General features: G+C 70.3%; 17 protein-coding genes. 9 read left to right on the forward strand and 8 right to left on the reverse strand.

Features of this window, described 5'->3' with window-relative positions:
- Positions 1-128 precede the first annotated feature (128 nt).
- A complete protein-coding gene (locus ACN6LB_RS04980; RefSeq protein ID WP_356144776.1) occupies positions 129-362 on the reverse strand; it encodes a hypothetical protein in 234 nt (77 codons plus the stop codon).
- A 234-nt stretch (positions 363-596) separates the two neighbouring features.
- On the opposite strand from ACN6LB_RS04980, the gene ACN6LB_RS04985 reads away from it, so the two are divergent.
- The 5 genes from ACN6LB_RS04985 to ACN6LB_RS05005 all read left to right on the forward strand — a co-directional run bounded on the left by ACN6LB_RS04985 (position 597) and on the right by ACN6LB_RS05005 (position 4,777).
- A complete protein-coding gene (locus ACN6LB_RS04985; protein WP_356144774.1) occupies positions 597-2,003 on the forward strand; it encodes a family 2B encapsulin nanocompartment shell protein in 1,407 nt (468 codons plus the stop codon).
- A gap of 129 nt (positions 2,004-2,132) precedes the next feature.
- Positions 2,133-3,296, forward strand: a complete 1,164-nt coding sequence (locus ACN6LB_RS04990) for a family 2 encapsulin nanocompartment cargo protein polyprenyl transferase (protein WP_445024730.1) — start codon at positions 2,133-2,135, stop codon at positions 3,294-3,296.
- Between the two features lie 225 nt (positions 3,297-3,521).
- Positions 3,522-4,148, forward strand: coding sequence for a GNAT family N-acetyltransferase (locus ACN6LB_RS04995; RefSeq protein WP_445024731.1), 627 nt, complete (start codon positions 3,522-3,524; stop codon positions 4,146-4,148).
- Positions 4,149-4,209: 61 nt separating this feature from the next.
- Positions 4,210-4,398 carry a hypothetical protein gene (locus ACN6LB_RS05000; protein WP_445024732.1) on the forward strand — a complete coding sequence of 63 codons (189 nt, stop codon included), beginning with the start codon at positions 4,210-4,212 and terminating at the stop codon, positions 4,396-4,398.
- Between the two features lie 37 nt (positions 4,399-4,435).
- Entirely contained in the window at positions 4,436-4,777 is a 342-nt protein-coding gene (locus tag ACN6LB_RS05005) for a DUF952 domain-containing protein (protein ID WP_445024733.1), read from the forward strand.
- Between the two features lie 3 nt (positions 4,778-4,780).
- Here the strand turns inward: ACN6LB_RS05005 and ACN6LB_RS05010 are convergent, their stop codons facing one another.
- The 4 genes from ACN6LB_RS05010 to sodN form a co-directional block, all read right to left on the reverse strand.
- Positions 4,781-5,608: a hypothetical protein gene (locus tag ACN6LB_RS05010; protein ID WP_445024734.1), complete on the reverse strand. Its 828-nt coding sequence runs from the start codon at positions 5,606-5,608 to the stop codon at positions 4,781-4,783.
- Between the two features lie 10 nt (positions 5,609-5,618).
- Positions 5,619-6,032: a VOC family protein gene (locus tag ACN6LB_RS05015; RefSeq protein WP_356144762.1), complete on the reverse strand. Its 414-nt coding sequence runs from the start codon at positions 6,030-6,032 to the stop codon at positions 5,619-5,621.
- A gap of 9 nt (positions 6,033-6,041) precedes the next feature.
- Complete coding sequence (locus tag ACN6LB_RS05020; RefSeq protein WP_356144760.1) at positions 6,042-6,467, reverse strand: helix-turn-helix transcriptional regulator; 426 nt, start codon at positions 6,465-6,467, stop codon at positions 6,042-6,044.
- A 140-nt stretch (positions 6,468-6,607) separates the two neighbouring features.
- Positions 6,608-7,003, reverse strand: coding sequence for a superoxide dismutase, Ni (sodN, locus tag ACN6LB_RS05025; protein ID WP_356144758.1), 396 nt, complete (start codon positions 7,001-7,003; stop codon positions 6,608-6,610).
- Positions 7,004-7,148: 145 nt separating this feature from the next.
- Between sodN and sodX the strand changes: the two genes are divergently transcribed.
- A complete protein-coding gene (gene sodX / locus ACN6LB_RS05030) occupies positions 7,149-7,583 on the forward strand; it encodes a nickel-type superoxide dismutase maturation protease (RefSeq protein WP_356144800.1) in 435 nt (144 codons plus the stop codon).
- On the opposite strand, the gene ACN6LB_RS05035 is transcribed toward sodX, so the two are convergent.
- The gene (locus ACN6LB_RS05035) at positions 7,487-8,116 is read right to left on the reverse strand and encodes a CGNR zinc finger domain-containing protein (RefSeq protein WP_356144756.1); all 630 of its coding nucleotides are present in this window, start codon (positions 8,114-8,116) and stop codon (positions 7,487-7,489) included. The genes sodX and ACN6LB_RS05035 overlap by 97 nt on opposite strands.
- A gap of 100 nt (positions 8,117-8,216) precedes the next feature.
- On the opposite strand from ACN6LB_RS05035, the gene ACN6LB_RS05040 reads away from it, so the two are divergent.
- The 3 genes from ACN6LB_RS05040 to ACN6LB_RS05050 all read left to right on the forward strand — a co-directional run bounded on the left by ACN6LB_RS05040 (position 8,217) and on the right by ACN6LB_RS05050 (position 10,368).
- Positions 8,217-8,975 carry a class I SAM-dependent methyltransferase gene (locus tag ACN6LB_RS05040; protein ID WP_445024735.1) on the forward strand — a complete coding sequence of 253 codons (759 nt, stop codon included), beginning with the start codon at positions 8,217-8,219 and terminating at the stop codon, positions 8,973-8,975.
- Positions 8,976-9,100: 125 nt separating this feature from the next.
- Positions 9,101-9,589: a sigma-70 family RNA polymerase sigma factor gene (locus ACN6LB_RS05045; protein ID WP_445024736.1), complete on the forward strand. Its 489-nt coding sequence runs from the start codon at positions 9,101-9,103 to the stop codon at positions 9,587-9,589.
- Positions 9,586-10,368 carry a hypothetical protein gene (locus ACN6LB_RS05050; RefSeq protein WP_445024737.1) on the forward strand — a complete coding sequence of 261 codons (783 nt, stop codon included), beginning with the start codon at positions 9,586-9,588 and terminating at the stop codon, positions 10,366-10,368. The genes ACN6LB_RS05045 and ACN6LB_RS05050 overlap by 4 nt, the downstream gene beginning before the upstream one ends.
- A gap of 58 nt (positions 10,369-10,426) precedes the next feature.
- Here the strand turns inward: ACN6LB_RS05050 and ACN6LB_RS05055 are convergent, their stop codons facing one another.
- Positions 10,427-11,188 carry an amino acid ABC transporter ATP-binding protein gene (locus ACN6LB_RS05055; RefSeq protein WP_356133382.1) on the reverse strand — a complete coding sequence of 254 codons (762 nt, stop codon included), beginning with the start codon at positions 11,186-11,188 and terminating at the stop codon, positions 10,427-10,429.
- A complete protein-coding gene (locus tag ACN6LB_RS05060) occupies positions 11,185-12,150 on the reverse strand; it encodes an amino acid ABC transporter permease (RefSeq protein WP_356133384.1) in 966 nt (321 codons plus the stop codon). Before ACN6LB_RS05060 ends, ACN6LB_RS05055 begins: the two co-directional genes overlap by 4 nt.
- Between the last annotated feature and the right edge of the window lie 17 nt (positions 12,151-12,167).

Genomic DNA, 12,167 nt, shown 5'->3' on the forward strand with positions numbered 1-12,167 from the left:
GCGCTGCATGCCGACCGCCTGACGCGGCCGTCTCGTACGCAGCTTGTACCCGGAACACGCAGGCCCGGCCCAGCCGTTCGCACAGCGTGCGAGCCGATCCGGACAGGAGGCGCTCACCCGCGGTCCGGCTAGGAACGCAGGAATCCGTCGCCGTGCGCCGCTATGTGGGTTTCCAGGGCTCGCAGTGCCTGCTGCGTGGCCTCGGGGGAGCCGCTGCCGCTGCGCTCCGCGTAGTACGCGGCGCCCAGCTTCTTCAGCAGATCGCCGCCCGCGCGCTGGGCCTGCACCTCGTCGATCTTCTGCTTGCCCTGCGTCATGCCGCGCTGCGCCTGTTCTCTGGCGCGGTCCAGGAAGCCCGTCATCGCCCTCTCCCGTCCTCGTCCGTCGAAGGATCAACTCGTCCCGTCGAAGGATCAAACGGTTGGCCGGATCTTGGAGTTCCCGCACCAGGTCCGTTCGACGACTCGACGAAAACCGGTGCTGTGCCCACTCCACCGCTGGTCCATTCCCCCTCATTCGTGTAATAGCACCGACACGCTCCGTGATGGAAGTCTGGCTCCGGCAGACCAGTGCCACGACCGGGAGGGCAGTTCTTTATGTCGGTAGGCGAAGAAGTCCGCGCAGAGCAGGGTCGGCCGCAGCAGAGTCTCGGCACCTCGGCCGCGCGGAACCTGGCCACCACCACCAAGTCCGCACCCCAGATGCAGGAGATCAGCTCGCGCTGGCTCCTCCGCACGCTGCCATGGGTGAACGTGCAGGGTGGTACGTACCGAGTGAACCGGCGCCTCAGCTACTCGGTGGGCGACGGCCGTGTCACGTTCGTGAAGACGGGGGACCGGGTGCAGGTCATCCCCGCGGAGCTCGGCGAACTGCCGGTGCTGCGGGACTACGAGGACCTGGAGGTGCTCGGCGAGCTCGCCCAGCGCTGCCAGCAGCGGGAGTTCGCACCGGGGGAGGTGCTCGCCTCGTTCGGCGGCCAGTCCGAAGAGGTCTTCCTGCTCGCCCACGGCAAGGTCGAGAAGATCGGCACGGGACCCTACGGCGACGACGCGGTCCTCGGCGTCCTCGCCGACGGGGCGTACTTCGGCGAGGACGCGCTCCTGGACCCGGACGCCATCTGGGAGTACACGGCTCGCGCGGTCACCGCGTGCACCGTGCTCACGCTGCCCCGCCGGGACCTCGAACAGGTCGCGGAGCGCGCCGAGTCCCTGCGCGACCACCTCGGGCAGCAGCGCGCGATCCCCGAGCAGCGCACCAACAAGTACGGCGAGAAGGAGATCGACCTCGCGGCCGGCCACACCGGGGAGCAGGACATCCCCGGCACCTTCGTGGACTACGAGGCAGCGCCCCGCGAGTACGAACTGAGCATCGCCCAGACCGTGCTGCGCCTGCACTCGCGCGTGGCCGACCTCTACAACCAGCCGATGAACCAGACCGAGCAGCAACTGAGGCTCACCGTGGAGGCGTTGAAGGAGCGCCAGGAGCACGAGCTGGTCAACAACCGGGAGTTCGGGCTGCTCAACAACTGCGAGTACGACCAGCGGCTGCAGCCGCACGACGGCGTGCCCAGCCCCGACGACCTGGACGAGCTCCTCAGCCGCAGGCGCGGCACCAAGATGCTCCTCGCCCACCCACGCGCGATCTCCGCGTTCGGCCGCGAGTGCAACAAGCGCGGACTCGTCCCCGAGAGCGTCGAGATCGCCGGCAACCGCATCCCGACCTGGCGCGGAGTCCCGATCTACCCGTGCAACAAGATCCCGGTCAGCGAGGCCCGTACGACCTCGATCATCGCCATGCGTACCGGCGAGGCCGAGCAGGGCGTCATCGGGCTCCAGCAGGCCGGCATCCCGGACGAGATCGAACCGAGCCTGTCGGTGCGCTTCATGGGCATCAACGAGCAGGCGATCATCTCCTACCTGGTGACGGCCTACTACTCGGCCGCGGTCCTGGTCCCCGACGCCCTCGGCATCCTGGAGAACGTCGAGATCGGCCGCTGGCGTTGAGCTTCCGCGCGCCCCCGGGCGCAGTGTTCCCGTCCCTCGGAGGGTGGGTACACCCGGGCCGTACGCGCCCAGCGGCAGCGGAAGCGCCACCGTCCGCAGACTCTCCAAGGCGATCCCATGGGTGAGTTCATGACGGAGACAAAGCAGAGCCGGACCGAGACCCTCGAAAGGCGGAACCAGATCGGCAGCCCCGGCGACAGGCGGACCCCGCCGAGTCCGTCGGGTCCGCCGAGCCCTCCGGGTCCGCCGAGCCCGTCGGGTGTGCTCGACGGACAGGAAGCGGCGGGGATCCTGGAGCGTGCCCGGGCGTCGGTCGACCCCGAGCTGCGCAGGGCGATCGAGTCGCTGCCCGGCTCGATACGCCGGATCGCGCTCTACCACTTCGGCTGGGAGCACGCGGACGGCACACCGGCGGCGGGCAACGCGGGCAAGGCGATCAGGCCGGCGCTCGTCCTGACCGCCGTACAGGCACTCGGCGGACGGCACGCCGGCGCCGTACGGGCGGCGGCGGCCGTGGAGTTGATCCACAACTTCACGCTGCTGCACGACGACGTCATGGACCGGGACACCACCCGCAGGCACCGCCCCACCGCGTGGACCGTGTTCGGCGACGCCGACGCGATCCTCGCCGGGGACGCCCTGCAGGCCCTGGCCCAGCGGCTGCTCGCCGAGGACCCGCACCCGGCGGCGTCGACCGCGGCCGCCCGCCTCGCGAGCTGCGTCGTCGAACTGTGCGCGGGGCAGCACACGGACACGGCCATGGAGAAGCTCGGCCCGCACGAGGTCGGTCTCGACGAGTGCCTCGCCATGGCCGAGGCCAAGACGGGCGCGCTGCTCGGCTGCGCCTGCGCCCTCGGCGCGCTGTACGCGGGGGCGCCGGCGGACGAGGTCGAGGCCCTCGACGCGTTCGGCCGGGAGGCCGGGCTCGCCTTTCAGCTGATCGACGACGTGATCGGGATCTGGGGGGACCCGAGCCGTACCGGCAAGCCGGCCGGGGCGGACCTCATCGCGCGCAAGAAGTCCCTGCCGGTGGTGGCCGCGCTCGCCTCCGGCACCCCGGCGGCGGCCGAACTCGCCGAGCTGTACGCGATCCCGTACGAGGAAGGCGGCGCGGGAGACCTGGAGCGCACGGTGCTGGCGGTCGAGCGGGCGGGCGGCCGCGACTGGGCGCAGGTCCAGGCGGCCGACCGGATGTCCCGGGCGATGCACGAACTGGCCCGGGCGATCCCGGATCCGGAGGCGGCGGGCGGCCTCCTCGCGCTGGCGGAGTTCGTGACGCGGCGCAGCAACTGAGCGCGGCTGTCGCGCGGTGGTGGACCCCGGAGCCGCCGGGACCGTACGGACCTGACCCCGTACGGCTCCCGGCGCCTTCGGCCGGGGCGGGTCCCGCACATCCCCACGGTGTGCGGGGTCCGGCCCTTCCCCGCGCTCGTCCTCAATCGCCGGACGGGCCGGGGATCGCCCCCTACGCTTCAAGGGCTGGACGATCAAGGCCAGTGGGGATGAAGGGGCAGGGACATGGGCGTGGCCATCCGGGCGGTGGGCGAGGACGATCGCGAGGCCGTCATACGGCTTCTGGACGAGGCGTTCCACGACGATCCGGTGAGCGGGTGGGTGTTCCCCGGCGAGGAGCACCGGCGCGCGGCGCACCCCCGGCTGATGGCCGCCTTCGTCGACATCGTGCTCGCCGAGGGGCGCATCGACGTCACGGAGGACTTCACGGCCTGCGCGCTGTGGCTGCCGACGCCGGCCGCGGACGACGAAAGCGAGGGCGGGAGCGACGGCGGGAGCGACGGCGGGCAGGACGAGTCGGCAGCGGAACTGCGCGAGGCCGTCGACCCCGACAACGAACGCGTCGAGCAGATCGTCCGGCTGACCGCCGAGGTCCATCCGCAGGACCGCGCCCACGAGTACCTCTGGATGATCGCGGTGGCGCCGGACCGCCAGGGCCAGGGCCTCGGCACGGCGATCATGCAGCCCGTCCTCGACCGCTGCGACCGCGAGGGACTGCCCGCGTACCTGGAGGCGAGCAGCGCCCGCGGCCGGGTGCTGTACGAGCGTCTCGGCTTCGCCTTCATGGGCCGTACGGTCGACCTGCCGGACGGCCCGCACATGTGGCCGATGTGGCGCGAGCCCCAGGGCTGAGTGGCTGCGGGGAAAGTGCGGGCGGGAGGCGCGGCCGCCTCTTCCGCAATAACCTGAGGGCATGGCCAGCAAGGAAGGCAGCCGGGTCTGTCCCGTCTGCGGGCAGCCCGTCGAGGCAGTCGTGGGGCGGCACAAGACCCTCGGCGTGTGGGTGCCCTCGTGGAGCCCAGGTCCCTGTCGGAACCCGAAGTGCGAGCGACACGCCCAGGAGGCCGCGGAGGGGCCCGGGGACCCAGCCGCGAAGAACTGACGCGCGGGCCGCTCGGCTGATCCCCTAACGTGACGCCATGCCCTCAGAGATCCTGCACATCACCGAACGCTCCCTGTGGGAGGCGGCCCGCGAGAGCGGCGCGTACACGCTTTCGACCCGCGGCCGCACCCTGGCGGAGGAGGGCTTCATCCACTGCTCGTCGCGGCAGCAACTCCCCGCCGTGGCCGCGTTCCTGTACGGCTCCTACTCAGGGCCCGACGAACTCGTGGTCCTGGTCATCGACCCCGACCGGCTCGACGTACCCCTGCGGTACGAGGCCCCGGAGCCGGGCAGCGAGGAGTTCCCGCACGTGTACGGGCCGATCCCGGCGGCTGCCGTCGTGGACGTGGAGGCATGGGAGCCCGGCGCGGCCGATTAGGTCCTAGCGCTCGAGCAGGCCGCGCAGTGACGTCTTCATGCTCGCGACGAACGAGTCCCGCGCGTCGGCGGGGAGGACGTCCAGGGACAGATACGGGTTGAGGTCCTCCAGTTCGACGAGGAGGAGCTCGCCGTTCGGGGCGCGGCAGGCGTCCACGCGCTGGATGCCGTGCGCGATCGCGTTCCAGTCGACGAATCTCCGGGCGAACTCCCGGTCCTCGTCCGTCGGTTCGTACGGCTCCAGGGCCCAGCGCTCCGCGGGACGGGGCGCGTGCAGGGCGTACTGGAGGGTGTCGTCGACGAAGTAGAAGGACACCTCGTAGCGGAAGTCGATGCGCGGCTGGACGAGGATGTCGCCGTACGCCAGTTCGGGGAGCCGCTCGCGCGGGACGAACTCCAGGCCGATGGAGTCGGCGCCGAGCTTCGGTTTCACCGCATAGGTGTCGGCCTCGGGCAGACCGGCGAGGTCCGCCACGCGGTCCACGGTGGGGATCACCGGGTACCCGGCAGCGGTCAGGTCGAGCAGGTACTGCTTGCCCGCCATGTCGCCCTTGCCCGACAGCTCGTTGTAGACGCGGATGCCGCGAGCGAGTGCCTGCTCCCTGAACGCGTCGTACGCCCCCTGGTAGTTGAGCACCGGCCCGCTGTTGCGTACCACGACGGCGTCGAAGCCGTCCATCAGCGCGGCGGCGTCCAGCGGATGGCACAGGGCGATGTCGAACTCCTCCCGCAGCCGTGCGGTGAGGAAGATGTCCTCGTCGCAGTACCGGCGGCCCCTCGCGGGATAGGCCAGGTCGCTGACGTACAGGACGCGGGGGCGTGCGGGCGGCATGCGGACTCCGTCAGCCGCGGCGCTCGTTGAAGCGCAGAAGGTTGCCCGCCGGGTCGCGGAAGGCGCAGTCGCGCAGTCCGTACGGCTGGTCCGTCGGCTCCTGGAGGACTTCGGCGCCGGATTCGCGCACGCGCTCGAAGAGGGCGTCGCAGTCGGCGGTGGAGAAGATCACGCCGCGCAGGACGCCCTTGGCCAGCAGCTCGGCCATCGCCTGCTTGTCCGCCGCCGAGGTGCTCGGATCCGCGGCCGGCGGCTCCAGGACGATCTCCACGTCCGGCTGGAGCGGCGAGCCCACGGTCACCCAGCGCATCCCCTCGAACCCCACGTCGTTGCGGACCTCCAGGCCCAGCACGTCCCGGTAGAACGCGAGCGCCTTGTCGTGGTCGTCCACGGCGATGAAGCACTGGGAGAGTTTCAGATCCATGCGCTCACGTTAGAGCCACCTGCCCGGTTCCGCTTCCGGGTTGCGGCGGCGGGCCGGGCGGGTGAGACGCTGCGTCACACAGGACGGGATCGGGGCCCCGTGGTCGTGCGGCCGCGCCCGGTACGCGCTCGGCGTCTCGCCCACCAGCTCCGTGAAGCGGGAACTGAACGACCCGAGCGAGGTGCACCCCACGGCGAAGCACACCTCCGTGACCGTCAGGTCGCCGCGCCGCAGCAACGCCTTGGCACGCTCGATACGGCGGGTCATCAGATACGTGTACGGGGTCTCGCCGTAGGCGGCGCGGAAGCTGCGCTGGAAGTGACCGGGGGACATCAGCGCCGTGCGGGCCAGTTCCGTCATGTCCAGCGGCTCCGCGTACTCCCGGTCCATGCGGTCGCGTGCCCGGCGCAGCCGGACCAGGTCCTCTACGGTCACCGTCCAAGGATCGCACGGGGCGCCGCGGTCGCGCCGGGGTATGGGGAAGGGGCCCGGCCAACCCTCGGCCGGGCCCCTTCACCATGTCCGTCGCCCCGGGGACGTGCTCCGCCCGCCGGTCGTCACGGTTCGGCCCTGGATCAGGCCTTCTTGGTCTCCCAGAAGATCTTGTCGATCTGGGCGATGTAGTCCAGTGCCTTCTGGCCCGTCGCCGGGTCGGTGGACGCCTTGGCGGCCGAGAGGGCCTTGAGGGCGTCGTTGACCAGCTGGTGCAGCTCCGGGTACTTCTCGAAGTGCGGGGGCTTGAAGTAGTCGCTCCAGAGCACCGAGACGTGGTGCTTCGCGAGCTCGGCGCGCTGCTCCTTGATGACAACGGCACGCGCCTGGAAGTGCGGGTCGTCGTTGGCGGCCATCTTCTCCTGCACGGCCTTCACCGACTCCGCCTCGATGCGGGCCTGGGCCGGGTCGTACACACCGCAGGGCAGGTCGCAGTGGGCGCTGACCTTGACCTTGGGGGCAAACAGGCGGGAGAGCATTGAGCTGTCCTTCCTCGTGATCGTCTTCTCAGGTGGGACATTACTCCGTAGGAGACGGGTTTTCGCGAGTGCCCCCATGGGCTTAGGACAAAAGTCCGGGGTGAGACTGGGACTCGTGGAGGATAGGACCGGGGAGGTGCCCGTGATGCCGGAGCTGTCGCAGGAGACCGAGCGCGGGAGGGCTGTGCTGCCATTCGGGGCGGCCGAGGTGACGGGGCCCTCCATGGTGCCCACGCTGCAGCACGGGGACCGCCTCGTCGTGCAGTACGGGGCGCGGATCCGGCCCGGCGACGTGGTCGTTCTGCGCCATCCGTTCCAGCAGGACCTGCTGGTCGTGAAGCGGGCGGCCGAGCGCCGGGAGGGCGGCTGGTGGGTGCTCGGTGACAACGCGTACGCCGGCGGGGACAGCACCGACTACGGCACCGTTCCCGAGGAACTGGTGCTCGGGAAGGTGCGGTTGCGCTATCGGCCGCTCAGGGGTGATCAGCGTTCGCTGGTGGCGCTCGTGCGCTGGGGGCTGTCCGCCGCCAGGCCGGTGCTTTCCGGCCGGTCGGCCTCCAGGCGCTTGCGGGCGCGGTAGGCGGCCACGTTGGCGCGGGTCGCGCAGCGGTCCGAGCAGTAGCGCCGGGAGCGGTTGGTCGAGGTGTCGAGATAGGCGTTGCGGCACGGTGCGGCCTCGCACAGGCCGAGGCGGTCCACGCCGTACTCCGTCAGATGGAACGCCAGGCCCATCGCGGCGATCGCCGCGTAGCCCGCCGTCGCGTTCGACGGGTGGTCGGCGAGGTGCATGTGCCACAGCGGGCGCCCGTCGTCGTCCCGGTGGTCGTGGCCGGAGATCTGCGGGCTCACGGGGAATTCGAGCAGGAGCGAGTTCAGCAGGTCCACCGCCAGGGTCTCGTCGCCGGTGTCCGCCGCCTCGAACACCGCGCGCAGCCGGGCCCGCACCGAACGGAAGCGCGTGACGTCCGCGTCCGTGGCGCGACGGGCCGCCGAGGGGTTGTTCTCGAAGAGGTCACGGACCGCGTCGACCGAGGTGAGCGCGTCCTTGCCCCGGACCGGCTCCTCGCTGTTGACGAGGCGCACCGCGTAATCCGAGTAATAGGCCAGTTCCACTTGTAGTCCTTACGAGGGCACTCTATGGTCGTGCTTGCGGTCAGGTAACAGCTGATCGTGTATCCAGGGTATTACGAGGTCGAGCGAAGAAGGGGCTTCCATGACCACCACGACCGGAACCGACTGGCAGGCCTGGCAGCAGAGCTGGGACCGACAGCAGGAGTGGTACATGCCCGACCGCGAGGAGCGCTTCCGGGTCATGCTCGACATGGTCGAGGCGCTCGTCGGTCCGGCGCCCCGTGTCCTCGACCTCGCCTGCGGCACCGGCACCATCACCGCCCGGCTGCTCGCCCGCTTCCCCGAGGCCGTCAGCACCGGAGTCGACCTCGACCCGGCGCTGCTCACCATCGCCGAGGGCACCTTCCAGGACGACGACCGCGTCACCTTCGTGACCGCCGACCTGAAGGACCCGCAGTGGACGGCCCGGCTGCCGTACGACTCCTACGACGCCGTCCTGACCGCCACCGCCCTCCACTGGCTGCACAGCGAACCCCTCGCGGCTCTCTACGGTCAGGTCGCGGAACTCGTCCGCGACGGCGGTGTGTTCATGAACGCCGACCACATGATCGACGACACGACGCCCCGGATCAACGCGGCCGAGCGCGCCCAGCGCCATGCCCGCATGGATCAGGCCAAGGGCGACGGCGCCCTCGACTGGGCGGAATGGTGGCAGGTGGCCGCGGCCGACCCCGTGCTCGCCGCGCCGACCGCCCGCCGCTTCGAGATCTACGGCGAGCACGCCGATGGTGACACGCCCTCCGCGCAGTGGCACGCGCGCGTGCTGCGCGAGAAGGGCTTCGGCGAGGCCCGCCCGGTCTGGAGCTCCCCCTCGGACGCGCTGGTGCTCGCGGTCAAGTAGGCACCCCGCGGCAGCTGTTGAGGCGGTACGGAGAATCCGTACCGCCTCTGCCGCGTCCTGAGCGGCCTCCCGCCGCACTGGAAGGGTGAGACGGTCCGTGACCGCGGGCCGGGGAAGGGGGCGGGATGACGCGCGGCGAGGAAGCCGTACTGCACGCCTTCGTCGAGGGCAGACGTACGGCGCTGTTCCGCAGCGCCTATCTGTTGTGCGGCAACCGCGACGAGGCCGAGGACCTCGTCCAGACCACCTTGGTGAAGGTCGTTCTCGGCGCGCGCCGGCACGGGCGTCTGGAGAACCTCGAAGCCTATGCGCGCAAGACGCTCGTCAACACCTTCATCTCCGCGCGCCGGCGGTTCTGGCGGCGCGAGCAGGCGTACGGCCAAGTGCCGGACGTGGCGGAGCGGTTGGTCGACAGCGACACCGGACTGATGGTGCGGGCCGCGCTCGCGCAGCTCGCGCCCGGACAGCGTGCGGTGCTGGTGCTGCGCTACTGGGAGGACCTGAGCGTGGCCGCCACGGCGCAGCTGCTCGGGATGCGGGAGAGCACGGTCAAGAGCCACACGGCCAGGGGACTCGCGGCGCTCAGGGCCGCGGTGCGGGAGGAACACGTATGAACCACAAGGAAGTGGGGACGGAACGGGTCAGGGAGCTGCTCGGGCGGGCCGTGGACGACGTTCCGGCGCCCGCCGGACGCGGCAGCGAGGCCGTCTTCGCGCAGGCCTCCCGGCTGCGGTGGCGACGGCGTGCGGCGGCAACCGGCGTCGCGGCGGCGGTCGTTGCGACCGGGCTGGTGTTCGGCCCCGGCGTGCTGAACGGCGGTGAGGGCCGGGCGAGTGTCGCGAGCGAGCCCACCGCCGGTCAACTCACCTCCAGGGCGGCCGAGTTCGCGAAGCTGCTGCCTTCCGGGACGGGAAAGATCAGTGAGGTGTCCCTGCTGCGCCTGATCAAGCAGGTGCCCAAGGCGCCGCTGCCGAAGCCGGTCGGCCCGTTCGACGGGGACTTCGCGGTCACCAGGGCCGATGGCACCGGATACCTCTCGGTGCACCTGAGCACCCTCAAGGAGGTCGCTGCCAAGACCGGCGGCAAGGGTTTCGAGAACCCGTGCAAGGACGCGCCCAAGGACGGCCGGGTGGACTGCGTCACCGAGAAGCTGCCGGACGGGGGGCTGCTGGGCATCTGGCAGGTGGGCGAGCCGGAGCCGGGCAGCGAGTCGTACCCGACCATGGGCAAGGAGTTCGACGCGGCCCTGAGGCTGCCGGACGGCCGGATCCTGCACGTCCGCGACTCCGCCGGCTACCAGGGCAAGGGCCGGCTCGGCCCGCTGCTGAAGACGCCGCCGCTGACCCGGGCCCAGCTGCGCGCGCTGATCCTGAAGCCGCAGCTGCTGCCGTAGCCGCACACACGGAAGGGGGGGTACGGGAGTCCCGTACCGCCCCTTCCGTCGTGTACCGCTACAGCACCTTCGACAGGAACGACTGCGTCCGCTCGTGCTGCGGATTCGTCAGTACGTCGCGGGGGTTGCCCGACTCGACGACCACGCCGCCGTCCATGAAGACCAGGCTGTCGCCGACCTCGCGGGCGAAGCCCATCTCGTGGGTGACGACGACCATCGTCATACCCGACTCGGCGAGGTCGCGCATGACGTCGAGGACGTCACCGACCAGCTCCGGGTCGAGCGCCGAGGTCGGCTCGTCGAAGAGCATCAGCTTCGGGTCCATGGCCAGCGCCCGGGCGATGGCCACACGCTGCTGCTGGCCGCCGGAGAGCTGCGAGGGGTAGCTCTTCGCCTTGTCGGCGAGGCCGACGCGGTCCAGCAGCTGGCCCGCGCGCTCCCGCGCCTGGGACTTGCTGACGCCCTTGACCTGGATCGGCGCCTCCATGACGTTCTCGAGCGCCGTCATGTGCGGGAACAGGTTGAAGCGCTGGAAGACCATGCCGATGTCCCGGCGCTTCAGGGCGACTTCGCTGTCCTTGAGCTCGTAGAGCTTGTCGCCCTTCTCGCGGTAGCCCACCAGCTCGCCGTCGACGTACAGCCGACCGGCGTTGATCTTCTCCAGGTGGTTGATGCACCGCAGGAACGTCGACTTGCCGGAGCCGGACGGGCCGATCAGGCAGAACACCTCACCGGTGTTCACCGTCAGGTCGATGCCCTTGAGGACCTCTACGGGGCCGAAGGACTTGTGGACGCCCTCGGACTTCACCATGGCGGTCACGCCTTGCCCCTCTCACTGCCCAGCCCGAGCATGTTCGCCCTGATCCTCTGGAAGACCGTCGGCGGCAGGCTGCGGCTGGATCCCTTCGCGTAGTAACGCTCCAGGTAGTACTGGAAGACGCTGAACACGCTGGTCATCACCAGGTACCAGATGGAGGCCACGAAGAGCATCTCCATCACGGCGTACGACGTGGAACCGATCGCCGACGTCGAGCGCAGCAGCTCGTTGTACGTCACCGCGTACACCAGCGACGAGGTCTTGAGCATGTTGATGAACTCGTTGCCGGTCGGCGGCACGATCACGCGCATCGCCTGCGGGATCACGATCCGGCGCAGGGTCTTGGCGTGGCTCATGCCCAGGGCGTGCGACGCCTCCGTCTGGCCCTCGTCGACGGCCAGCAGGCCGGCGCGGCAGATCTCCGCCATGTACGCGGCCTCGTTCAGGCCGAGGCCCAGCAGGGCGCACATGAACGGGGTCATGACGTCCGTCATCTCGTTCTTGTAGATCGGACCGAGATTGAGGACGGGGAAGATCAGCGCCAGGTTGAACCACAGCAGCAGCTGGACGTAGACCGGGGTGCCGCGGAAGAACCAGATGTAGAGCCAGGCGACGGTGCTGGTCACCGGGTTCTTCGAGAGGCGCATCACCGCGAGGAGGATGCCCAGCACCACACCCACGATCATGGCGAGCACGCTGATCAGCAGCGTACGGCCCGCGCCCTTGACGACACTGGACACGAACAGCTGGTCGCCGACCGTGTGCCACTGGATGTCGCCCTGCGAGAACGCGAAGACGAGCGCCACGAGGAGCGCGACGACGATGACGCCGCTGGCCCACCGGCCGTAGTGCCGTACCGGGATCGCCTTGATGGCCTCCGGGTCGGTTCCGGACGCCGAGGTCTTGGAGACCGGGCCTCCCGGAGGCGGAGTGTCCGCCGGAGACTTGTCGAACTTGTCAGTCACGTGACTGCCCTTCAGTG

This window comes from Streptomyces sp. SAS_270, assembly GCF_052543295.1.